Genomic DNA, 21,662 nt, shown 5'->3' with positions numbered 1-21,662 from the left:
GGCCCGTGTTCGCCGGGCGCGGAACACTCTGTCCACGTTTAACCCTAGCGCCGTAGCGTGACGATATGCGCATCCTGATCCTGGGCGGTACAGCCTTCCTGTCAGCAGAAATTGCCCGGCAGGCCGTGACCGCCGGGCATGTTGTCACCTGTTTCGCGCGGGGTTCTTTGGCGAACCCGCCCGACGGCGCCACCTGGGTCAGGGGGGACCGCGCCTTGGGTGCAGCAGCCTACGCGGACCTGGCAGGCGGCTGGGACGCGGTGGTGGAGGTGTCCAGGGATGCGGTCCAGGCCCGGGAGGCGTTGCAAGTGCTGGGCCCTGCCACGGGGCACTGGACGTTCGTCTCAAGTTGTTCGGTTTATGCGGACCACTCAGTACCTGGCGCGGACGAAAGCGCCGCCTTGTTGGAGCCGCTGCCTGCAGGTGAGGCGGGCACTCCGGAAACGTACGGTGAGTCGAAGTCCGCCATTGAACAACAGACCCTGGCCATGGTGGGGGAGAAGGCCCACCTGGTCCGGGCAGGATTGATCGGGGGTCCGGGCGATGCCAGTGACCGTTACGGATATTGGCCGGCCCGTTTCGCTGTCGATTCAGGGACCGTGCTCTTACCGGATACGCCGGACGCGCCCACCCAGATCATTGACGTGAGGGATTTGGCTGCCTGGGTTCTTCAGGCTGCGGAGGATCGCGTCACAGGAGCGTATAACGCCCTTGGTGATGTGGTGCCCTTCAGGGACTACATTGACGAATGCCAGGCGGTGGCGGGTTCCGGCGGAGCCGATGTTATCCGTGCATCCGAGGACTGGCTCGTGGAGCAGGGCGTGGATTACTGGGCCGGACCCGATTCCTTGCCGCTATGGCTGCCGCCGGATCACGGAGGTTTCCAGGCCCGTTCCAACACAGCAGCCAAAAGCCGGGGGATGGTGTTGCGCCCGTGGCAGGAAACGCTCGCCGCGACGTTGGCCGATGAGCGCAGGCGCGGACTGGAGCGGGAGCGCAAGGCCGGACTCAGCCGGGGAACCGAACAAAAGCTCGTGGCGCTCTGGCGGGAGCAGCAGCGCTAGGCGGGTGACGCCGTCGTCGTTAGCGGTTCGTGGTGGACCGGGAAGTTGACGCTCCTGGCGATGAAGCAGACCTGGTTTGCTTCATGATGCAACTGCGGCATCAACGACGTGTGCGAAGGATCCGCGAGGGTGACGTTTGGTTTGAGCGTGACGCTTTCGAACTGTCCGCTGCCGTCGCGATTGAGTTTCATCAGGCCCTCTGCGTGGTCTTCATACCCCGTGACCACAACACCATGCTTGACCGCAATGTGCAGGAAAGAGAGCATGTGGCACTGCGAGAGCGCTGCAAGCAGCAGTTGTTCAGGGTTGTAGCGGGTCCGGTCCCCATGAAAGGTGGGGTCGGACGATCCCTTCAGTGTGGGCAGCCCATTGATCTCAACGTCGTGGTCGCGTGAGTATCCCCGGTAACTGGCGGTTCCCTCCCCGAGGTTTCCGGTCCAGCGGACGGTGAGCGCGTAGTGGTGTTCGTTGAGCCCCATGCGGACAGTCTAGCCATGCCCGGCCGACTGCCCCGCACGGGCCAAGGAGCCTAGATGTCAGCTGCCCTTGCTCGAAGGGCGCGGGCTACGCCGTCGCGGTTTTCCAGCATCATCCGGCGAAGCGCCGCACTTTCCTCAGGCAGGCTTGCCAGGAATTCATCGGTGCGGTCCACGGTGGCCTGCGTTGTGAGCTGGGCCGGGTAGAGGCCCACCACGATTTGCTGGGCCAGGGCATGAGTGCGCTCTTTGACGATCCCGGGCACTGCCTGGAAGTACTTCTCCGCGTATGGTTCCAGCAGACTCGTGTCAAGGACCCTCATGAAGCCGGCGACAGCTGAGGCCTGCAAAGCGTTGGAGAGTTCTCCCTTGACCACGATCGAGTCCCACGCAGCGGCTTTGGCATCAGGGGTGGGGATGGCGGCCTTTGCCTGGGCCGCCGCGTTCTGGCCGTTGGAGGTGTTGTCCTTGGCAAGCTCGGCGTCGATCCGCTCTTGGCCTTCGCGGCCACCGGCTACGAGGGCCGTCAACAGCTCCCAGCGCATGTCCTGGTCAACAGTGAGCCCGTTGAGGGTGTCCGTTCCGTCCAGGAGAGCCTGGAGGCGGTCCAGTTGGGCGGCGCTGCGGGCGAGCTGGGCGTAGGACTTGGCGAATTGCAGCTGGGCGTCGGAGCCGGGCTCCACTGAGGCTGCAAGGTCCCACAGTGTGTCCGCTGCTGCGATAGTCGTGCCGAGTTTGTGCTCGGCAGCGACGTAGTACGTCAAGGTGGTTGCCAGCTGGCGCAGTTGGACCAGGATCACCGAGGAGTCTGTCTCGTGGGCGATGTTGGCCAGAATCAGGTCCACGTAGCCACGGGCGGGCGTTTCGCCGTCACGGGCGGCATCCCAGGCCGAGCCCCACACCAAGGTGCGTGGAAGGCTGGTTGCGAAGTCCTTCAGGTGTGCTTTGGCAGTTGCCAGGCTGTGGGGGTCCAGTCGGACTTTGGCATACGCGAGGTCGTCATCGTTGAGCAGGATGAGGTCCGGACGGGTAAGTCCCACCAGGGCAGGGACCTCGGTTCGGGGACCATCGACGTCCAGTTCTTCGCGGTGCGTGCGTTCCAGGGCCCCGTCGGCGGATACCGAGTAGAAACCGACGGCGAGGCGGTGCGGGCGCAGGGTGGGCTGTTCTTCGATGGCGGTCTGCAGGATCGCGAAACCGGTGATCGTGCCATCGGAGTCGACTGACAGTTCGGGCGTAAGGGTGTTCACTCCGGCGGTCTCGAGCCAGAGCCTGCCCCACTGGTCAAGGTCGCGTCCGGACGCAGCTTCGAGTTCCACCATGAGGTCGGCGAGTTCCGTGTTTTTCCAGGCGTGCTTGCTGAAATAGGTCCGGACTCCGGCCATGAACTGCTCAGGACCCACCCACGCCACCAGCTGCCGAAGGACAGACGCGCCCTTGGCGTAGGTGATGCCATCGAAGTTGACCTCGACGTCCTCGAGGTTGTTGATCTCGGCGAAGATCGGGTGGGTAGTGGGAAGCTGGTCCTGCTTGTAGGCCCACGACTTTTCCACGGAGGCAAAGGTGGTCCACGCGTGATCGAACTCGGTGTTTTCCACTGCGGCCAGGTGTGACATGTATTCGGCGAAGGACTCGTTGAGCCAGAGGTCGTTCCACCAGCGCATGGTGACGAGGTCGCCAAACCACATGTGCGCCAGTTCATGCAGGACCGTAATGGCCCGCCGTTCGATCTGTGCGCCGGTGACCTTGCCCCGGAACACGTAGCCCTCGAGGATGGTCACGGCGCCCGCGTTCTCCATGGCGCCGGCATTGAACTCCGGGACGAACAACTGGTCGTACTTCTCGAAGGGGTACGGGCAGCCGAACTGGGCCTCGAAGAATTCGAAACCTTGTCGGGTCAGCTCAAAGATGTTGTCCGCGTCGAGGTACTGCATCAGGGACTTGCGGGCGAACACACCCAGCGGAATGACCCTGCCGTCGGAACTGGTTACCTCGGACCGGACGGACTGGTACGGCCCGGCAATCAAAGCGGTGACGTAGGAGGACAACCGTGGAGTGGGAGCGAATTCCCAGACCGAGCGGGCGCCTCCGTCTTCACCAGGGGTGGTTTCGGAGGGAACCGGGGTGGGGGAGTTGGAGACAACGTCCCAGTGCGACGGTGCCGTGACCTTGAACGTAAAGCTGGCCTTCAGGTCCGGCTGTTCGAAGACGGCAAACATGCGGCGCGAGTCGGGCACCTCGAACTGGGTGTAGAGGTACGCCTCACCGTCCACGGGGTCCACGAAGCGGTGCAGGCCCTCGCCGGTGTTCATATAAGGTGCGTCAGCTACCACCGTCAGTTCGTTTTCCGCTGAAAGTCCAGGCAACTGGATGCGGAGGCCGTCGGAAACGTCCGCGGGATCCAAGTCTTTCCCGTTCAGCGTCACGCTGTGAACGGTGTGTGTGATGGCATCAATGAACGTTGATGCTCCCGGCGTGGCGGAAAACCGGACGGTCGTGGTGGATCCGAAGACCTCCGACCCTTTCGTCAGGTCCAGGGTGACTTCGTAGGAATCGACGGTGAGCAGTTTGGCGCGGTTCGCGGCTTCATCGCGCGTGAGGTTCAGGCCTGGCAAGTGGTGCCTCCGGGAATCGGGATGACCGGCCGGTCCGCCGGCCGCTGGTATGAAGTTATTCTTTCACTCCGAGGACGGAAGGCAAGGAGCGATCGCCACAGTGTCGCTCCCACGGAGTAGCGTTGGGATATGGGAACGATCCGCGAAAAACTCGACTTCCGCGCCTTGAGGTTCGCGATAGCTTTTCCACTGCTCCTCGCCATTGGCTTCGGTGTGTGCGCGCAGATGCTGCGCAATGATCTTCCCAACCCCGTCGCGGTCATGTGGAGTGCCGACGGCGGTACGTCCTTCGCACCGTTCGGTGCCTACGTAGCAGGGGGCGCAGCCCTCATCGTTGTGTGTGGGTGGGCGGTGTTCTTGCAGGCCGTCCCTATTTCCCGGCCCGTCATCATGCGGCGGGTGATGATGGGTGTCGGGCTGATGGTCAGCCTGTTCATCACCACCGTGCTCGCCGCCGGACTGGTAGGCCAAACCGGCGCAGCCGACGCCCGCGAGTCACATGTGGACCCGATCGTACTGGCCATGGGCAGCGGAGCGGCATTGGCGCTTGGCGTTGTCATGATGTTCGCTTTCAAGCCCGACCCCCGCTGGACAAGGGAAGATGACGCAGCGCTGCAGCAGGAGCTGGCGCTTCTTGAGGATCCGGACCTGGCCCGGGACAGCCTGAAGATGTGGGTTCACGCCCGTAGTTCAGTCTTCGTCATGATCATGGTGACGGCCATCTTTCCTGCCGCCTTGATTGCCATTGCGGTGCCGTGGCTTGGCGCCCTGGTAGCCGTAGCGGCAGTAGTCGGTGCCGGATTCCTCTTTGCCAGGGTCCGTGCCGACAGGGGTGGCCTGCAGGTCTTCGCGGGAGGAATCGTGCGGGTCCTGACCGTTCCCGCCGTCGAGATTTCAGCGGCTGACGCGGCAGAGGTCAAAGCAGCCGACTACGGCGGGTGGGGCTGGCGGCACCACGACGACGCAACAGCCATGCTGGTGGGCAGCGGTCCTGCCGTAGTGGTCAGGAAACTCAACGGAGGCCGCGTTGCCTTGAGTGCAGGCACGCTTGCATCTGCCGACAGGCTTGCCGGAATCCTCAACAGGGCCGCGCACCGTGCACGTGATGACGGGCAGGCTCCGCAACCCCGGTAGCGGTAATCTAGGTAGCGCATCCCTCAACGCCGCGCCCGGCAGATGCTGTGCCGCTGCCCAGAGCCGCTGCCAGCGCCGCACCGGAGCCCAGAAAAGAATGGACTTTCCGTGACTACACCCCGCGTCCACATCGCAACCGACCACGCTGGAATGGAACTGAGCGCCCACCTGGTCAGCCACCTCACCGCGAAGGGCTACGAAGTGGTGGACCACGGACCCAAGGAATACGACGCACTGGATGACTACCCCTCGTTCTGCATCAATGCGGCCGTTGCAGTGGTCGCAGACCAGCAGTCGGGAGTTCACGCCCTGGGCATCGTGCTCGGCGGATCGGGAAACGGCGAGCAGATTGCGGCGAACAAGGTCAAGGGTGTCCGTGCTGCGCTGGTGTGGAACCTCTCCACGGCAAAACTGGCCCGTGAACACAACGACGCCAATGTCGTGGCAGTAGGAGGTCGCCAGCACTCGGTGGAGGAAGCAACGGAGCTTATTGAGGCCTTCCTGCAGGAACCCTTCAGCAACGACGAACGACACATACGCCGCATCGGCAAGATCGCCGTGTACGAAACCACCGGCGAAATCGTCCAGTAGTGCCGGAGGGGCACTCGATCCATAGGTTGGCCCGCCAATTCCAGGATGTTTTTGGCGGCCAGCGCTTGGAAGTCTCCAGCCCGCAGGGGCGTTTTGCTGCCGGGGCCCAGCTGCTGACAGGGCACACCATGGTGGAGGCCCTGGCCCACGGGAAGCAGTTCTTCCTGAGGTTCGATCACGGGCTTTTCCTCCACGTCCACCTTGGGCTGTACGGTGCCTGGAGCTTTGGCGGTGACAGTACCTTTACCGGTTCCTCCAGCATTGGCGCTCCCCGCCGCATCGGTGAACGGGAAAGCGGCGCCGGCCAGGACGATGGCCAGTACTCAGGGCCACCGGCGCCGGTGGGCGCCGTGCGTGTCCGCCTGGTCTCGGAGCATGGCTGGGCGGATCTCAGGGGTGCTACCACCTGCGCCGCAATCACCGCGGCCGAGGCAGGAGCGGTGCTGGATCGCCTGGGACCTGATCCCCTCCATAACCGCCCGGGGGACCGGGAGGAATTCATCGGGCGCTTGCGCCGTCGTAAGACCCCCGTAGCGCTGCTGATGATGGATCAATCAGTGCTGGCAGGAGTAGGGAACATCTACCGGGCCGAAGTGCTCTTCCGGCAGGCAGTGGACCCGTGGACGCCGGGGAGCGGGATCGACGTCGACACCGCAGGCCGGTTGTGGGATGACAGTGTCAGGACCATGGCCGACGGCGTCCGCGACGGCCGGATTGTTACGACGCCCCCGTCACTGTGGAGCGGCGGCGGTGGACTGCCGCGCGACGCCGATGCCCACTTTGTGTACAAGCGTCAGGGACTGCCCTGCCGGGCTTGCGGCACCGCGGTGGGGGTGACCGAGATAGGAGCGCGAAAGCTCTATTGGTGCCCGGGCTGCCAGGTATAGCCATCCTTGGTGACCGGTAGCGGTCCGGTGAAACCGCTTGAAATGCAGAAGGGCCCCGATCCGTGGATCGGGGCCCTTCTTTATGGAGGGGACGACGGGAATCGAACCCGCGTAATCAGTTTGGAAGACTGAGGCTTTACCATTAAGCTACGTCCCCGAAAGGATCTCCTGTTCAGGACATCTTCCCGGTGGCTGTTCAAGCCGGGTATAACTAAACCTAATTCCGGCGGCGGTGTCAAATGTGCATTCTCGGCCCGCTTGCCCGTAGACTGTCCTGTGCATTCGGGGTGTAGCTCAGCTTGGCTAGAGCGCCTGCTTTGGGAGCAGGAAGTCGCAGGTTCAAATCCTGTCACCCCGACTCTGTGTTTGTGTCCGATTCCGGGACGCATCAGAACCCCATACCCACAAAATCAGGAGTACTTAGACTGTGAAGAGCGCTGTCGAGAACCTCACCGCAACGCGGGTCAAGCTCAACGTTGAGGTTCCCTTTGAGGAACTGAAGCCGAGCATCGATGCCGCGTACAAGACCGTTGCTTCGCAGATCCAGGTTCCCGGATTCCGCAAGGGCAAAGTTCCCTCCAAGCTCATCGACCAGCGCGTTGGCCGTGGGTATGTCCTGGAGACGGCCATCAACGATGGCCTCAACGGCTGGTACCAGGCCGCTGTCCAGGAGACCGGCGTTCGCCCGCTGAGCCGTCCCGAGGTTGAGATCACTGAGGTTCCGGATCCTTCCGCAACCGACGGTGAGCTGAAGTTCCAGGTGGAGATCGACGTCCGCCCCGAGATCGAGCTGCCGGACTACGCCGGCATCAAGGTTGAGGTTGCCGCCGCCGAGTCCTCCGAGGCCGACGTCGACAAGTCCCTCGACGAGCTGCGTGGCCGTTTCGGCACGCTGAAGTCCGTTGAGCGTCCTGCCGAGAACGATGACTTCCTCACCATCGACATCACCGCCACCATCGACGGCGAAGAGATCGACTCCGCCGCCGGCCTGTCCTACCAGGTAGGCGCCGGCACCATGCTCGAAGGCCTCGACGAAGCCGTGACCGGCCTGTCCGCCGACGAAGAAGCCATCTTCGACACCACCCTTGTCGGTGGCGACCACGCCGGCGAAGCTGCCCAGGTCAAGGTTGTCGTGAAGGCCGTCAAGGAGCGCGAACTCCCCGAGGCAAACGACGACTTCGCACAGCTCGCTTCCGAGTTCGACACCCTTGCCGAGCTCCGCGAGGACCTCGCCAAGCAGGCTGCCGACTCCAAGGTTGTGGAGCAGGGCGTCGAGGCCCGCGACAAGGTCCTGGACAAGCTCGTTGAACTCGTAGAGGTTCCGGTTCCCGAATCCGTCGTTGAAGAGCAGCTCGAAGCGCACTTCAACCCGGAGAACGCCCACGGCGAAGGTGACCACGACACCGAGGAACACCGCGCGGAGGTCAAGGCCAACACCGAGCGTGCGTTCCAGAACGAAATCATCCTTGACGCCATCGCGGACAAGGAAGAAGTAGAGGTCAGCCAGAACGAGCTGATCGACTACATCGTTACCACCGCCAGCCAGTACGGCATGGACCCCAACCAGTTCGCTCAGATCATTGACCAGAGCGGCCAGGTTCCCATGATGGTTTCCGAGGTCCGCCGCCGCAAGGCACTGGCCGTCGTCCTGGGCCAGGCAGAGGTTGTCGACTCCGAGGGCAACAAGGTTGACCTGACGGACTTCGTCCGCCCCGCCGGCGAAGAAGCAGCCGAAGCAGCAGCCGCTGTGGAAGCCACGGAAGAGGCCGACGCCGTTGCCAACGATGACCCCGCAGCGGTGAAGTTCTAAGCAGCAGCGCAAACCGACCCCGGATCTGATGATCCGGGGTCGGTTTTCTTTAAGGCCGGACACGGGCGCTCCACGCAGACGTGCGCCGTCAGCGAACAGCGCGATTCCGGCGAACAAATCGCCCCGGAAAACGGTTAGTGTCCAAGTAGTGAAGTTCAGTGACGTCACTGGCACCAGCGAGAGGTAAGTACTTATGTCACAGCAATCAGAGGCTCCCCGGATGGCAACTGTCGATCCAGCAGCCCAGGACAACTACATCTACAACCGCCTGCTGAAAGAGCGCATTATCTGGCTCGGCTCTGAAGTGCGTGACGAGAACGCCAACGCCATTTGCTCCCAGCTCCTCCTTCTCTCCGCCGAAGACCCGGAGAAGGATATCTACCTGTACATCAACTCGCCCGGTGGTTCGGTGACCGCCGGCATGGCCATCTACGACACCATGCAGTTCATCCCGAACGATGTCGTCACCGTGGCAACCGGACTCGCCGCTTCCATGGGCCAGTTCCTTCTGTCCTCCGGAACCAAGGGCAAGCGTTACGCCACCCCGAATGCACGTATCCTGATGCACCAGCCCTCCGGCGGCATCGGCGGCACGGCCTCGGACATCAAGATCCAGGCCGAGCTGATCCTGCACATGAAGAAGGTCATGGCGGAGCTTACCGCCGAGCAGACCGGACAGACCGTAGAGACCATCCTCAAGGACAACGACCGCGACAAGTGGTTCACCGCCACTGAGGCCCTGGAGTACGGCTTCTTCGACAAGATCTCGGCGCACGCCGGTTCTGTAGCTGGTGGCGGCGGTACGGCCAACCAGTCGAACTCCGAGAACTGATCCGGCACCAAAGAACCACTGAAAACCCAGGAGTAAGAACATGAACTACAACTTCGGATGGTCTGCCGGAAACCTCCCGTCCAGCCGCTACGTCCTGCCTCAGTTCGAAGAGCGCACGCCCTACGGCTTCAAGCGCCAGGACCCGTACACCAAGCTGTTCGAGGACCGCATCATCTTCCTCGGCGTCCAGGTCGACGACGCATCGGCCGACGACATCATGGCCCAGCTGCTGGTCCTTGAGTCCACGGACCCGGACCGCGACATCACGTTGTACATCAACTCGCCCGGTGGTTCCTTCACGGCCATGACGGCGATTTATGACACCATGCAGTACATCCGTCCGGAGATCCAGACGGTGTGCCTGGGGCAGGCAGCCAGTGCGGCCGCGGTCCTGCTCGCTGCCGGCACCCCGGGCAAGCGCCTGGCACTGCCGAACGCCCGTGTCCTGATCCACCAGCCGGCTCTTTCCGGCGGCCAGGGTGGCCAGGCCTCGGACCTTGAGATCCAGGCTGCCGAAGTCATGCGCATGAGGACCTGGCTTGAGGACACGCTGGCCCACCACTCGGGACGTACGTCCGAGCAGGTCAACAACGACATCGAGCGCGACAAGATCCTGACGGCGGCCGAAGCCATGAGTTACGGCCTGATCGACCAGGTTCTGGACTCCCGGAAGATCAAGCCCCAGGCAATCGCCAGGTAGCACACGGATTACGACGCCGGTGCGGTTCGCGAAATATGGACCGCACCGGCGTTCTGTTTCCACGCAAGCAGCCCATTGTGACCTAGAGTGGATGGTGTCACGGTGGTGCCAACCGCGGCTTGGCCGCACACTTGAGTACGGCGCGGAGCCGCATCACCCGCATGCAACGAAGGGATTCCCACATGGCTCGGATTGGTGAGAGCACGGATCTGCTGAAGTGTTCTTTCTGCGGAAAGAGCCAGAAGCAGGTGCGGAAGCTGATTGCCGGGCCCGGTGTGTACATCTGCGACGAGTGCATCGAGCTGTGCAACGAGATCATCGAAGAGGAGCTCGCGGAAGTTTCCGACCTCGGTAGCTTCGAATTGCCGAAGCCCCGCGAGATCTTCGACTTCCTGCAGGAATACGTCATTGGTCAGGAACCGGCCAAACGGTCCCTGGCAGTGGCCGTCTACAACCACTACAAGCGGATCCAGGCCGGCCATGCACCCAAGACCGGCAGCCTGGGGGAGGGCTCCCATCACGAGGATGTGGAGATCGCCAAGTCCAACATTTTGCTGATCGGGCCCACTGGCTGCGGCAAGACGTACTTGGCACAGACCCTGGCCCGCCGGCTGAACGTGCCATTCGCCGTCGCGGATGCCACGGCCTTGACCGAAGCCGGCTACGTCGGCGAGGACGTCGAGAACATCCTCCTCAAGCTCATTCAGGCCGCCGACTACGACGTCAAGAAGGCCGAACAGGGCATCATCTACATCGATGAGATCGACAAGATCTCCCGTAAGAGTGAAAACCCGTCGATCACACGCGATGTCTCCGGTGAGGGCGTACAGCAGGCGCTCCTGAAGATCCTCGAGGGTACCGTGGCCTCTGTCCCGCCCCAGGGCGGACGGAAGCACCCGCACCAGGAGTTCATCCAGATCGACACCACCAATGTGCTCTTCATCGTGGCGGGCGCCTTCGCCGGGCTGGAAGACATCATCGGTTCACGGTCCGGGCGGAAGGGTATCGGCTTCGGTGCTCCGCTGAACGAAGCACGCGATACCGTGGATACCTACGGCGAGGTCATGCCGGAGGATCTGCTGAAGTTCGGCCTCATCCCTGAATTCATCGGCCGCCTCCCCGTCATCACCACAGTTTCCAGCCTTGACCGTCCAGCCCTCATCCAGATCCTGTCCACGCCGAAGAACGCCTTGGTGAAGCAATACCAGAAGATGTTCCAACTCGACGGCGTGGAATTGCAGTTCGAACAGGACGCCTTGAACGCCATTGCGGACCAGGCCCTGGAGCGTGGAACGGGAGCGCGTGGCCTGAGGGCCATCATGGAAGAAGTGCTTCTTCCGGTCATGTTCGATCTTCCCAGCCGCGATGACATTGCAACGGTGGTCATCACAGCCGATGCGGTTGCCAAGAAGGCCCAGCCGACCATGATCGCCCATGACGTGGTGGCCAAGCGACGGAATAAGTCCGCCTAAGCCGCCGTTGGGCAAAGGAGGAGCGGTTCTTCAGGGACCGCCGTGACTAGCCACGTTTCCACTCTTGTAGAGGAGTTCTTTGTGTCCGAACAGATCGTTTCTGAAGTGACCGCGCCCGAAAACACCGTGAATAAGGCTGATTTCTGGTTCGACCCCGTCTGCCCCTTTGCCTGGATCACCTCGCGTTGGATCGGCGAGGTGGAGCAAGTTCGCGGCATCGAGACCACCTGGCATGTCATGAGCCTGTCCGTCCTGAACGAAGGCCGCGACCTCCCCGCCGAGTACCGGGCCATGATGGATGACAGCTGGGGACCGGTCCGCGTGATCATCGCAGCGCAGGAGCTCCATGGCAGCAGCTACGTCAAGCCGCTCTATGAAGCCATGGGGGAGCAGATCCACCATGAGGGCAACAAAGACCGCGCTTCAGTGATCCAGAAAGCCTTGGCCGAGACAGGGCTTCCTGCCGACCTGGCACGTTTCGCTGACTCGGACGAATTCGACGCCAAGCTGCGCGCGAGCCACGAGGCCGGCATCTCCTTGGTGGGCCAGGACGTCGGGACCCCGGTGGTCGCCCTCAACGGGACCGCTTTCTTCGGTCCTGTCCTCACCCGCATTCCCCGGGGCGAGGAAGCCGGGAAGCTTTGGGACGCGACAGTAACGTTGGCCGGCTACCCGCACTTCTTTGAACTCAAGCGCAGCCGCACGGAGAGCCCGGAATTTAACTAGCTGTACCGAACCGCTACTTCAGGAAGCGCGAGGTCCGGCGGTCGGCCAGGATTTTTCCATTGGTCTGGCAGTGGGGGCAGTATTGGAGGGAGGTGTCCGCGAAGGACACCTCCCTTACTGTTTCCCCGCACACGGGGCACGGCAAACCTGTCCTGGCATGCACCCTGAAGTTGCTGCGCTTGGTGTCCTTGAGTTCACTGGACGGTTTACCGGCAGCTGCGTTGACGGCGCCTACCAAAACCTCCTGCATGGAGTCATACAGGCGGCCCACCGTTTCGTTGTCCAACGACTTTGCGATGGCGAACGGGGAGATCTTCGCGGCGTGGAGAATCTCGTCACTGTAAGCGTTGCCGATGCCGGCTATGACGCTTTGGCTGCGCAGGAGGCCCTTGATCTGCTGCGGGCTGGACTTGAGGATGGCGGCGAACGCGGCTTCATCGAAGTCGGGGCTCAGTGGCTCGGGGCCAAGCGTCGCGATGCCAGGAACGTCCTGAGGGTCCCTGACCACGTAGATGGCCAGGCTCTTCTTGGTTCCGGCTTCGGTCAGGTCCACACCGATGTGGGCGTCATCGCCGGGACGGTGGAACAGCAGCCGGGCCGATATGTTGCTTTTCCCCATCCGCAATCCAGCAGAAGACGGGTGCTCGGTGTACCGGACCCAACCGGCCTTGGCCAGATGGAAAATGAAGAAGATTCCGTCAAGATCAAGGCAAACAAACTTTCCCAGGCGCCGCGCCCCCTGGACGGTCCTTCCCTCCAAAGCGCTGTAGGGAGGATCGGCAGTCTTGAGTGCGGAGAAGGAGTTGATGCGGACCTCGGTCAGCGTGGCTCCACGGAGTTGGGTGTCCAGGTACATGCACAAGCCGTGCACTTCGGGCAGTTCCGGCATGGACAATACTTTGCCACCGGTAGCTCCTGATAGGCAGGAAAACTACAGTTTTGTAGTTCGTTCCAAAGCCTTGTGCATCCCTTCCAGCGGGACAACAATAGTTCTTACCCACTTCGAAAGAAGCGGGACACGGAAACCAAAGATTCAGTGATATGCAGCCGACGCAGCCTTTGGCGCAGTTGGAAGCAAGCTACCAGTGACGAGGTAGGAAGACCTGAAATTCCAAGGATTCCGCCAGACTGTCAAGTCGTCACCAGGCAGCCGAAAAGTCGAAGCCCCACCAACGGCAAAACGCTGATGGGGCTTCCCCTTTGCCCAAAAATCCCTTGGGCGCACGTGTCGCTTAGGAGGCCGGGGCCTCCTCGGCAGGAGCCAGGACGACGTCGCTGACGCTCAACTCGCCTTCACCGGACTGCAAGGTGATCTCCTGCGCGTTGGCTGCCGCCTTCAAGTCACCCAGGCCGGCTTTCAGCTGCGCTACAAGAACCTCGGAAGCCGTGATGGAAGCGGAGAGCACCTCGGTGCGCTGCTTGACCTTGGCCTCGGACTTTGCCTTGCGGATGCCGCTCAGAGCGATACCCACCGTGCCAAGCATGGTGGTGTCGCCGTCGGTGATTTCAAGGGCCGTTGGCCATTCGGCGCGGTGGACCGAACCCGTGCGCCACCAGCCCCAGACCTCTTCCGTAGCGAAGGGCAGGAACGGGGCGAAGAGCCGGAGCAACGAGTCCAGCGTGGTTGCAAGTGCAGCCAGAACGGAAGCCTGTTCGGACTCTCCAGCTGCGCCATAGGCACGGTCCTTGATCAGTTCGACGTAGTCGTCGGTGAACTGCCAGAAGAACGATTCCGTGATCTGCAACGCGCGGGCGTAGTCATAGTTGTCGAACGCCTTGGTGGACTGTGCGACGACGTCGGACAGCTGTGCCAGGAGCGCGCGGTCCAGCGGGTTGGTCAGAACCGAGAGGTCCGAGGTCACCACGGAGTTCTCGGTGGCGCCAAGGTTCAGTACGAACTTCGAGGCGTTCAGCAGCTTGATGGCGAGGCGGCGACCGATCTTCATCTGGGCGATCTCGTATGCGGTGTCAGCGCCGAGCTTGGCCGATGCAGCCCAATAGCGGACGGCGTCGGATCCGTACTCGTTCAGCACATCGGTAGGTACCACGACGTTGCCCTTGGACTTGGACATCTTCTTGCGGTCCGGGTCCAGGATCCAGCCGGAGATGGCCGCATGCTTCCATGGTGCGCTGTTCTGCAGGGCGTCGGCACGCACTGCCGAAGAGAACAACCACGTACGGATAATGTCGTGTCCCTGCGGACGGAGGTCGAAGGGGTAGACCTTGGAAAACAGTTCGTCATCCCGGCTCCAGCCACCCACGATCTGAGGCGTCAGCGAGGACGTGGCCCAGGTGTCGAGAACGTCAGCGTCTCCGGTAAAGCCGTTGGCCTGGTCGCGCTGTGACTCATCGAAACCGGGGGCAGCATCTGCAGCCGGGTCCACGGGCAGCATCTCATCGGTGGGCAGGATGGGGTTGTCGTAGTCCGGGTTGCCCTGGGCGTCCAGCGGGTACCAGACCGGGATGGGCACGCCGAAGAAGCGCTGGCGGGATACCAGCCAGTCACCGTTGAGGCCCGCGATCCAGTTCTCGTACCGCGAACGCATGAAGGATGGGTGGAAGTTGATTTCCTGGCCACGGCCGATCAGGCGCTGGCGGCGCTCTTCGTCGCGGCCACCGTTGCGGATGTACCACTGGCGGGAGGTGACAACCTCGAGCGGCTTGTCGCCCTTTTCGAAGAAGTTCACCGGGTGGGTGATCTTCTTTGGTTCGCCGTCGAGCAGTTCGGCTGCCTTGAGCAGTTCAACCACGGCTTCCTTGGCGGAGAAGGCGGTCTTGCCGGCGATGGCGGCGTAGGCTTCCTTGCCGGCCTCTGTGGTGATCCATTCCGGGGTGTCCGCGATGATGCGTCCGTCGCGGCCCATGATGGCACGGGTGGGCAGCTGCAGTTCGCGCCACCAGGTGACGTCCGTCAGGTCGCCGAAGGTACAGACCATGGCGATACCGGAACCCTTGTCCGCCTTGGCGAGCGGGTGGGCCTTGACCTCAAGCTCGACGTCGAACAACGGTGACTTCACGGTCTTGCCGAACAGCGGCTGGTACCGCTCGTCGTCGGGGTTTGCCACCAGGGCTGCACAGGCAGCCAGCAGCTCGGGACGGGTGGTCTCGATGAAGATCTTTTCGCCGTCTTCAGTGAAGAAGGGGTAGCGGTAGTAGGCGCCGGGGACTTCGCGGTCCTCAAGCTCGGCCTGGGCCACGGCGGTACGGAAGGTGACGTCCCAGAGCGTGGGGGCTTCGGCCATGTAGGCGTCACCGGCAGCCAGGTTGGCCAGGAAGGCGCGCTGGGAAACGGCACGGGAGGTGTCATCGATGGTGCGGTAGGTCAGGTCCCAGTCGACGGACAGGCCGAGGGTCTGGAAGAGGTTTTCGAAGACTTTCTCGTCCTCAACGGCGAGTTCCTCGCACAGTTCGATGAAGTTCTGGCGCGAAACGACATCGAAATCGCGCTGGTTTTTCGCCGGCTGGGCAGGCGGGCGGTAGTCGGCGTTGTAGGGGATGGCGGGATCGCAGCGGACACCGTAGTAGTTCTGGACACGGCGCTCCGTGGGCAGGCCGTTGTCGTCCCAACCCATGGGGTAGAAGACGTTCTTGCCGGTCATGCGCATGTAGCGGGCCTGGACGTCCGTCTGGGTGAAGGAGAACATGTGACCCACGTGGAGCGAGCCGGACGCCGTCGGCGGGGGAGTGTCGATCGAGTAGACCTGCTCCCGGGTGGTGTCCGGGTTGAACTTGTAGGTTCCCTCTTCGAGCCAGCGCTGCGTCAAAGCGGCCTCAAGGCCCTCAAGGGCCGGCTTGTCGGGGACGTTAATGGGGGCGGTGGCGGGCGTGTCTGTACCCTGCGTTGATTCAGCCATGGACCAATTGTTTCATGGCTTGGCGTTACAACCCGCCCTCGGTCGAAGGCGAACGCCCGATAGGGTGGTGCCATGACTTTGGCAGCGCACAGCACCCCCGCATCAGAGAACAAGACAGCCGTCGTCACGGGAGCCAGCACCGGAATCGGCGAGGCAACCGTGAGGGCCCTGGCATCGAGCGGATGGAAGGTGTTCGCCGTAGCCCGACGCGCCGACAGGATCGAGGCTCTGGGCGCCGAAACGGGTGCGGTGCCGTTCCCGGCGGACATCACCAACGACGACGACGTTGCGGCCTTGCTCGCGGCCGTCACCCAAGCCGGAGGTGCTGACACGCTCATCAATATCGCAGGCGGTGCCAGGGGCGCTGACACCATTGCGAACGCCGATACCGACGACTGGGAGTGGATGTACCAGGTGAACGTCATCGGCACCATGAAAATCACCCGCGCCTTCCTGCCCATGCTGCGAAGCAACGGTGAAGGAACGGTCCTCAACCTCACTTCCACTGCCGGGTTGTCCGCCTACGAAGGCGGTGGAGGCTACAACGCCGCCAAGTTCGCCCAGCACGCGATGACCAACGCTCTTCGGCTGGAAGAGGTGGGCAACAACGTCCGGGTTATCGAAGTGGCACCCGGCTTGGTTTACACGGAGGAATTCGCCCTTAACAGGCTGGGGGACAAGGACGCGGCAGCCAAGGTCTACGCCGGGGTGGAAAAGCCCTTGACGGCCGATGACGTAGCCGACGTCGTCAAGTATGCGGTCTCGCTTCCGCACCACATCAACCTTGACCAGATCGTCGTGCGTCCGGTGGCACAGGCAGCGAACCACAAACTGATCCGCAAGCAGGACTAGCCCGCGGGCATACCAAGAGTGGCGAGCACGGCGGCATGGTCCGAGCCGGGAACCTTGTGAACCATGTAGCCGCTGCTGCCAATCCGCGCTGTGGTGACTATATGGTCCAGGACCGTTCCCGGAAGCGCCCGTCCTTCCATGGGCCACGTGGGGTAGAACCGACCACCGGTTGCCGTTCCCACATCAACCAGCCGTGTTCCATCCCGCCCTGCGTCCAGCATTGCCCGGAATTCCGAATGGTCGTAGGAAGAATTGAAGTCACCCATCAACAGATGGTTGCCGGGACTGGCTGCCTGACGACCGATCTTGGCCAGATCGCTTCGCCATTGTTCGATCCTCTCGTCCACCGGCGGCAGCGCGTGGACGTTGGTCAGGTTCAGTGCCGACCTGCCGCCGGACTTCGGATCCGTCACGAGCACCCTGGTGACGGCCATGTGGAAAGGAGTGTCCGGCAGGAGTCCATCAGGTTCCAGGGGGAAGGCCGAATACACGGCGCCACCTCCGGCGTCGTCACGGGGTTCACTGACCCGGTGCGGGAGGAGCTCCTCCAAGCCTTCAGCACGGAGGCGATCCTGCAAACCCTGCGTATGTTCCTGCAGCGCAAGGAGCTGGACGCCGTTCTCCCGGACCAATTTCACGATGCTGGCGGCATCGGCCTGGCCGTATTCGGTGTTCAAGCTCATGACCTTCACCGAAACGGTGGGGGTGCCTGCGGGCAGCTCAACGGCTTTGCCTGCGTCAAACGGGAAGAGCCAGAAAAGCTGGAGGGCCAGCAGGGCCGTCGTCGTGATGATGACCCAGGGCGGCCGCCCCACCAGGGCGAGGATCAGCGCCGCGGCGGCCGGGATGACAAGCCACGGAGTGAACGACAACAGCTGCACCACAGGCAGTGGCCACTGCGCAGGTATCGCACGGAACAATGACATCCCAGCAGTTGGCAACGCGAAGAGCAGTGCGAATGCGGTCCAGGCCAGGGATGACCGGCGTTTTGCTTTACTGGCAGCCTGCAGGGCAGGAGCGGGGTTGGACATGGACCCGAGTCTATGCAGCGCCCCCGCGCCAGGCCGTCCTCCTCAGGGATGACTCTGCAAGTGGAGCAGAAAGCCCGGCTGCCGCTAGACTAAAGGGACCAGCTTCGACCCGGCCATCACCGGTGAGCTTCCGGAAGAACCGCAATGACTGCCCGCAAGGCATGCAGTGCCCAGTAGAACCGGACGGGTAAGCCCGTCACAGCAGTAATGAGAGGCCGGAACCCAGTGTTCCGGTAAGTGAGGTGGTACCGCGGTACCTGAGCTGCCGACAGGCAGAACAGAAGCCGTCCTCGCATCCTGACAGTCAACCAGCTATCACAGGATATGAGATGACCCACTACCCCAAGGCCTCAGCGTCTTCGTCCGGCGCGCACGGCGTGTCCGCCTCCGTGAAGTTCCCGGAAATCGAAGAACGCATCCTCAAATACTGGGATGAAGACGGCACCTTCCAGGCCAGCATCGACCAGCGCGACGCCGGTCAAGACGGCAGCAACGAGTTCGTGTTCTACGACGGACCGCCCTTCGCCAACGGACTCCCGCACTATGGCCACCTGCTGACCGGTTACGCCAAGGACCTCGTGGGCCGCTACCAGACCCAGCGTGGCAAGCGCGTCGAACGCCGCTTCGGCTGGGACACGCACGGCCTCCCCGCAGAGCTCGAAGCCATGAAGCAACTGGGCATGACGGACAAGACCCAGATCGAAGCCATGGGCATCGACAAGTTCAACGACGCCTGCCGCGCGTCGGTCATGAAGTACGCCAACGAGTGGAAGGCCTACGTCACCCGCCAGGCCCGCTGGGTTGACTTCGAGAACGACTACAAAACACTCAACGTCGAGTACATGGAGTCGGTCCTCTGGGCCTTCAAGCAGCTGCACGAGAAGGGCCTGACCTACAACGGCTACCGCGTCCTCCCGTACTGCTGGAAGGACGAGACGCCCCTGTCCAACCACGAACTGCGCATGGACGACGACGTCTACAAGAACCGCCAGGACCAGACCGTCACGGTCACCTTCCCTCTCAAGGCAGGAGAGTCCGAGGTTTCCCGGGCGCTTGCGGGCGTGCAGGCGCTCGCCTGGACCACCACGCCGTGGACGCTTCCGACCAACCTGGCGCTCGCCGTCGGGCCCGAGATCAATTACGCCGTCCTGCCTGCTGGACCCAACGGCGTCAAGGCCGCTTCCGCTGAGGCGCCGGTGACCGGCAGCTTCCTGCTGGCTGCTGACCTTGTGGGGTCCTACGCCAAGGATCTGGGGTACGACGACGCTGCTGCCGCCACGGCCGCTGTCACAGCCACCTACGCGGGCTCCCAGTTGGAGGGCCTCGAATACGAACCGCTGTGGAACGACTTCGCCGACACGGAGAAGTACGGCACCCAGGACGCCTGGCGCATCCTTGTGGCGGAGTATGTCACCACCACAGACGGTACGGGCATCGTCCACCAGGCTCCCGCCTACGGTGAGGATGACCAGAAGGTCTGTGAAGCAGCGGGAATCCCCGTTGTCCTGTCAGTGGATGAGGGCGCCAAGTTCCTGCCGCTGTTCGCCCATGGTGAGCTCGCCGACATCGTGGGCCTCCAGGTCTTCGAAGCCAACAAGCCCATCACCCAGGTGCTGCGCGCCGATGGCCGCCTGGTCCGCCAGGCCAGCTATGAGCACAGCTACCCGCATTGCTGGCGTTGCCGCAACCCCCTGATCTACCGGGCGGTCTCCTCCTGGTACGTGGAGGTCACAAAGTTCAAGGACCGCATGTCCGAGCTGAACCAGGAGATCAACTGGATCCCCGGCAACGTCAAGGACGGCCAGTTCGGCAAGTGGCTCGACAACGCCCGCGACTGGTCCATCAGCCGCAACCGCTATTGGGGCTCGCCCATCCCGGTGTGGCAGTCCGATGACCCCGAGTACCCGCGCACGGACGTCTACGGCTCCCTGGCCGACCTCGAAGCCGACTTTGGCCGTCTGCCCGTCAACAACGAGGGCCAGGTGGACCTGCACCGGCCCTTCATCGACGAGCTCACCCGTCCGAACCCGGATGACCCCACGGGCAAGTCGACCATGCGCCGCGTCGAGGATGTCCTGGATGTATGGTTCGATTCCGGCTCGATGCCCTACGGCCAGGTGCACTACCCGTTCCAGAACGAAGACTGGTTCGACACCCACAACCCCGCGGACTTCATCGTGGAGTACATCGGCCAGACCCGTGGCTGGTTCTACATGCTGCACATCCTGTCCACGGCCCTGTTCGACCGGCCGGCTTTCCGCAACGTAATCAGCCACGGCATCGTGCTCGGCTCGGACGGCCAGAAGATGTCCAAGAGCCTGCGCAACTACCCGGACGTCTCCGAGGTCCTGGACCGCGATGGCTCCGACGCCATGCGCTGGTTCCTCATGTCCAGCCCCATCCTCCGTGGCGGAAACCTGATCGTCACCGAACAGGGCATCCGCGACGGTGTACGCCAGGTCATCCTGCCGCTTTGGAACGTGTACAGCTTCTTCACCCTCTACACGAACGCCTCCAACGGTGGTTCCGGCTACGACGCGAAGCTTCGTTATGACGGCTACTCGGACACGCTGGACCAGTACCTCCTGGCCAACACCGGTGACCTGGTGCGCAAGGTCACCGAGAACCTGGACACCTACGACATCTCCGGTGCCTGCGATGAACTTCGCAGCTACCTGGACATGCTCACCAACTGGTACGTCCGCCGCAGCCGCCAGCGCTTCTTTGACGAGAACGTCGACGCCTTCGACGCCCTGTACACGGCACTGGAAGCTGTATGCCGCGTGGCAGCGTCCCTGCTGCCACTCGTCTCGGAAGAAATCTGGCGTGGCTTGACCGGTGGCCGTTCGGTACACCTGGCCGACTGGCCGGAGGCGTCGCTGTTCCCGTCCAACCCGGAACTCGTCGAAGCCATGGACCGCGTGCAGCAGATCTGTTCCACAGGTTCGAGCCTCCGCAAGGCCGCGAACCTTCGCGTTCGCCTGCCGCTGCAGGAACTGACGGTCGTGGCACCTGGCGCGGATGCGCTGGAAGGTTTCGCCGCCGTCGTCGCCGATGAGCTCAACCTGCGCGCGGTGCGGCTGCTGGACGCTGCCACGGCCTCACCCGAGGAATTCGGCATCGAGCAGAAGCTCGTGGTCAATGCCCGTGCAGCCGGTCCGCGCTTGGGCAAGAACGTCCAGCAGGCCATCAAGGGTTCCAAGTCCGGCGATTGGTCCGTGAACGACGCCGGTGTGGTCGTTGCCGGCGGCTTGGAACTTGAGCCGCAGGAATACACTCTGGAAACCGTTGTTTCGGACGCCGTCGACGGCGGTTCCGCTTCCGTTGCGGTGCTGCCAGGTGGCGGGTTCGTGGTACTGAACACCGAGGTCACCCCGGAACTCGCGGCCGAGGGCCTCGCCCGTGACATGGTCCGTGCCATCCAGCAGGCACGCAAGGATGCCGGCTTCAATGTGAGCGACCGTATCAAGACCACGGTGGAAGCACAGCAGGACGTCGTGGACGCCCTTAACGCCAACGCAGGGTTGGTCAAGACCGAAACCCTGACCGTGGAACTCGACGTCCAGGTTTCGGGTGCGGGAGAACCGCAGATCACCGTAGAGAAGGCAGGGGCCTGAG

General features: G+C 62.8%; 16 protein-coding genes and 2 tRNA genes. 12 read left to right on the top strand and 6 right to left on the bottom strand.

Features of this window, described 5'->3' with window-relative positions; translation table 11 throughout:
• The first annotated feature begins 65 nt into the window (after positions 1 to 65).
• A complete protein-coding gene (locus N5P29_RS12165; protein ID WP_262275207.1) occupies positions 66 to 1,064 on the top strand; it encodes an NAD-dependent epimerase/dehydratase family protein in 999 nt (332 codons plus the stop codon).
• Here the strand turns inward: N5P29_RS12165 and N5P29_RS12160 are convergent.
• Both N5P29_RS12160 and pepN read right to left on the bottom strand, forming a co-directional pair.
• Complete coding sequence (locus tag N5P29_RS12160) at positions 1,061 to 1,543, bottom strand: OsmC family protein (RefSeq protein WP_262275206.1); 483 nt, start codon at positions 1,541 to 1,543, stop codon at positions 1,061 to 1,063. The genes N5P29_RS12165 and N5P29_RS12160 overlap by 4 nt on opposite strands.
• Positions 1,544 to 1,593: 50 nt before the next feature.
• Positions 1,594 to 4,155, bottom strand: coding sequence for an aminopeptidase N (gene pepN, locus N5P29_RS12155; RefSeq protein ID WP_262275205.1), 2,562 nt, complete (start codon positions 4,153 to 4,155; stop codon positions 1,594 to 1,596).
• 129 nt (positions 4,156 to 4,284) lie between these two features.
• Between pepN and N5P29_RS12150 the strand changes: the two genes are divergently transcribed.
• The 3 genes from N5P29_RS12150 to N5P29_RS12140 all read left to right on the top strand — a co-directional run bounded on the left by N5P29_RS12150 (position 4,285) and on the right by N5P29_RS12140 (position 6,767).
• A complete protein-coding gene (locus N5P29_RS12150; protein WP_262275204.1) occupies positions 4,285 to 5,289 on the top strand; it encodes a hypothetical protein in 1,005 nt (334 codons plus the stop codon).
• Positions 5,290 to 5,439: 150 nt separating this feature from the next.
• Complete coding sequence (locus tag N5P29_RS12145; RefSeq protein WP_262278567.1) at positions 5,440 to 5,880, top strand: ribose-5-phosphate isomerase; 441 nt, start codon at positions 5,440 to 5,442, stop codon at positions 5,878 to 5,880.
• Entirely contained in the window at positions 5,880 to 6,767 is an 888-nt protein-coding gene (locus tag N5P29_RS12140) for an Fpg/Nei family DNA glycosylase (RefSeq protein ID WP_262275203.1), read from the top strand. Before N5P29_RS12145 ends, N5P29_RS12140 begins: the two co-directional genes overlap by 1 nt.
• Positions 6,768 to 6,850: 83 nt before the next feature.
• Here the strand turns inward: N5P29_RS12140 and N5P29_RS12135 are convergent.
• A tRNA-Gly gene (locus tag N5P29_RS12135) sits at positions 6,851 to 6,924 on the bottom strand.
• 126 nt (positions 6,925 to 7,050) lie between these two features.
• Here N5P29_RS12135 and N5P29_RS12130 point away from each other — a divergent pair.
• The 6 genes from N5P29_RS12130 (at position 7,051) to N5P29_RS12105 (ending at position 12,307) form a co-directional block, all read left to right on the top strand.
• Positions 7,051 to 7,125: transfer RNA gene (locus tag N5P29_RS12130), tRNA-Pro, on the top strand.
• Between the two features lie 69 nt (positions 7,126 to 7,194).
• Positions 7,195 to 8,577, top strand: coding sequence for a trigger factor (gene tig / locus N5P29_RS12125; RefSeq protein ID WP_262275202.1), 1,383 nt, complete (start codon positions 7,195 to 7,197; stop codon positions 8,575 to 8,577).
• Between the two features lie 220 nt (positions 8,578 to 8,797).
• Complete coding sequence (locus N5P29_RS12120; protein WP_315973345.1) at positions 8,798 to 9,409, top strand: ATP-dependent Clp protease proteolytic subunit; 612 nt, start codon at positions 8,798 to 8,800, stop codon at positions 9,407 to 9,409.
• 40 nt (positions 9,410 to 9,449) lie between these two features.
• Positions 9,450 to 10,109, top strand: coding sequence for an ATP-dependent Clp protease proteolytic subunit (locus N5P29_RS12115; protein WP_144659025.1), 660 nt, complete (start codon positions 9,450 to 9,452; stop codon positions 10,107 to 10,109).
• Between the two features lie 182 nt (positions 10,110 to 10,291).
• A complete protein-coding gene (gene clpX / locus N5P29_RS12110) occupies positions 10,292 to 11,581 on the top strand; it encodes an ATP-dependent Clp protease ATP-binding subunit ClpX (RefSeq protein WP_262275200.1) in 1,290 nt (429 codons plus the stop codon).
• Between the two features lie 81 nt (positions 11,582 to 11,662).
• Positions 11,663 to 12,307, top strand: a complete 645-nt coding sequence (locus N5P29_RS12105; RefSeq protein WP_262275199.1) for a mycothiol-dependent nitroreductase Rv2466c family protein — start codon at positions 11,663 to 11,665, stop codon at positions 12,305 to 12,307.
• Positions 12,308 to 12,320: 13 nt separating this feature from the next.
• Here the strand turns inward: N5P29_RS12105 and N5P29_RS12100 are convergent, their stop codons facing one another.
• Positions 12,321 to 13,196: an Fpg/Nei family DNA glycosylase gene (locus N5P29_RS12100; RefSeq protein WP_262275198.1), complete on the bottom strand. Its 876-nt coding sequence runs from the start codon at positions 13,194 to 13,196 to the stop codon at positions 12,321 to 12,323.
• A 343-nt stretch (positions 13,197 to 13,539) separates the two neighbouring features.
• Positions 13,540 to 16,161 (bottom strand): valine--tRNA ligase, encoded by a 2,622-nt coding sequence (gene valS / locus N5P29_RS12095; protein ID WP_262275197.1) that lies wholly within the window; start codon positions 16,159 to 16,161, stop codon positions 13,540 to 13,542.
• Between the two features lie 72 nt (positions 16,162 to 16,233).
• Between valS and N5P29_RS12090 the strand changes: the two genes are divergently transcribed.
• A complete protein-coding gene (locus N5P29_RS12090; protein ID WP_262275196.1) occupies positions 16,234 to 17,013 on the top strand; it encodes an SDR family oxidoreductase in 780 nt (259 codons plus the stop codon).
• On the opposite strand, the gene N5P29_RS12085 is transcribed toward N5P29_RS12090, so the two are convergent.
• Positions 17,010 to 18,044 carry an endonuclease/exonuclease/phosphatase family protein gene (locus tag N5P29_RS12085; protein ID WP_262275195.1) on the bottom strand — a complete coding sequence of 345 codons (1,035 nt, stop codon included), beginning with the start codon at positions 18,042 to 18,044 and terminating at the stop codon, positions 17,010 to 17,012. The genes N5P29_RS12090 and N5P29_RS12085 overlap by 4 nt on opposite strands.
• A gap of 329 nt (positions 18,045 to 18,373) precedes the next feature.
• Between N5P29_RS12085 and ileS the strand changes: the two genes are divergently transcribed.
• The gene (gene ileS, locus N5P29_RS12080) at positions 18,374 to 21,661 is read left to right on the top strand and encodes an isoleucine--tRNA ligase (protein ID WP_262275194.1); all 3,288 of its coding nucleotides are present in this window, start codon (positions 18,374 to 18,376) and stop codon (positions 21,659 to 21,661) included.
• Position 21,662: the final 1 nt, after the last annotated feature.

This window comes from Paenarthrobacter sp. JL.01a, assembly GCF_025452095.1.
In the GTDB taxonomy this organism is placed as follows: domain Bacteria; phylum Actinomycetota; class Actinomycetes; order Actinomycetales; family Micrococcaceae; genus Arthrobacter.
The sequence above is the reverse complement of the archived record's forward strand: the minus strand, read 5'-3'. Positions and strand labels throughout refer to the sequence as shown.

What these genes read in the sequence shown, in the direction of transcription:
- N5P29_RS12090 (WP_262275196.1), top strand. Translation starts at nt 16,234, where the DNA reads ATGACTTTGGCAGCGCACAGCACCCCCGCATCAGAGAACAAGACAGCC.
- N5P29_RS12120 (WP_315973345.1), top strand. Translation starts at nt 8,798, where the DNA reads ATGGCAACTGTCGATCCAGCAGCCCAGGACAACTACATCTACAACCGC.
- ileS (WP_262275194.1), top strand. Translation starts at nt 18,374, where the DNA reads ATGACCCACTACCCCAAGGCCTCAGCGTCTTCGTCCGGCGCGCACGGC.
- N5P29_RS12165 (WP_262275207.1), top strand. Translation starts at nt 66, where the DNA reads ATGCGCATCCTGATCCTGGGCGGTACAGCCTTCCTGTCAGCAGAAATT.
- N5P29_RS12100 (WP_262275198.1), bottom strand. Translation starts at nt 13,196, where the DNA reads ATGCCGGAACTGCCCGAAGTGCACGGCTTGTGCATGTACCTGGACACC.
- N5P29_RS12115 (WP_144659025.1), top strand. Translation starts at nt 9,450, where the DNA reads ATGAACTACAACTTCGGATGGTCTGCCGGAAACCTCCCGTCCAGCCGC.
- N5P29_RS12145 (WP_262278567.1), top strand. Translation starts at nt 5,440, where the DNA reads ATGGAACTGAGCGCCCACCTGGTCAGCCACCTCACCGCGAAGGGCTAC.
- N5P29_RS12160 (WP_262275206.1), bottom strand. Translation starts at nt 1,543, where the DNA reads ATGGGGCTCAACGAACACCACTACGCGCTCACCGTCCGCTGGACCGGA.
- valS (WP_262275197.1), bottom strand. Translation starts at nt 16,161, where the DNA reads ATGGCTGAATCAACGCAGGGTACAGACACGCCCGCCACCGCCCCCATT.
- clpX (WP_262275200.1), top strand. Translation starts at nt 10,292, where the DNA reads ATGGCTCGGATTGGTGAGAGCACGGATCTGCTGAAGTGTTCTTTCTGC.
- N5P29_RS12085 (WP_262275195.1), bottom strand. Translation starts at nt 18,044, where the DNA reads ATGTCCAACCCCGCTCCTGCCCTGCAGGCTGCCAGTAAAGCAAAACGC.
- N5P29_RS12150 (WP_262275204.1), top strand. Translation starts at nt 4,285, where the DNA reads ATGGGAACGATCCGCGAAAAACTCGACTTCCGCGCCTTGAGGTTCGCG.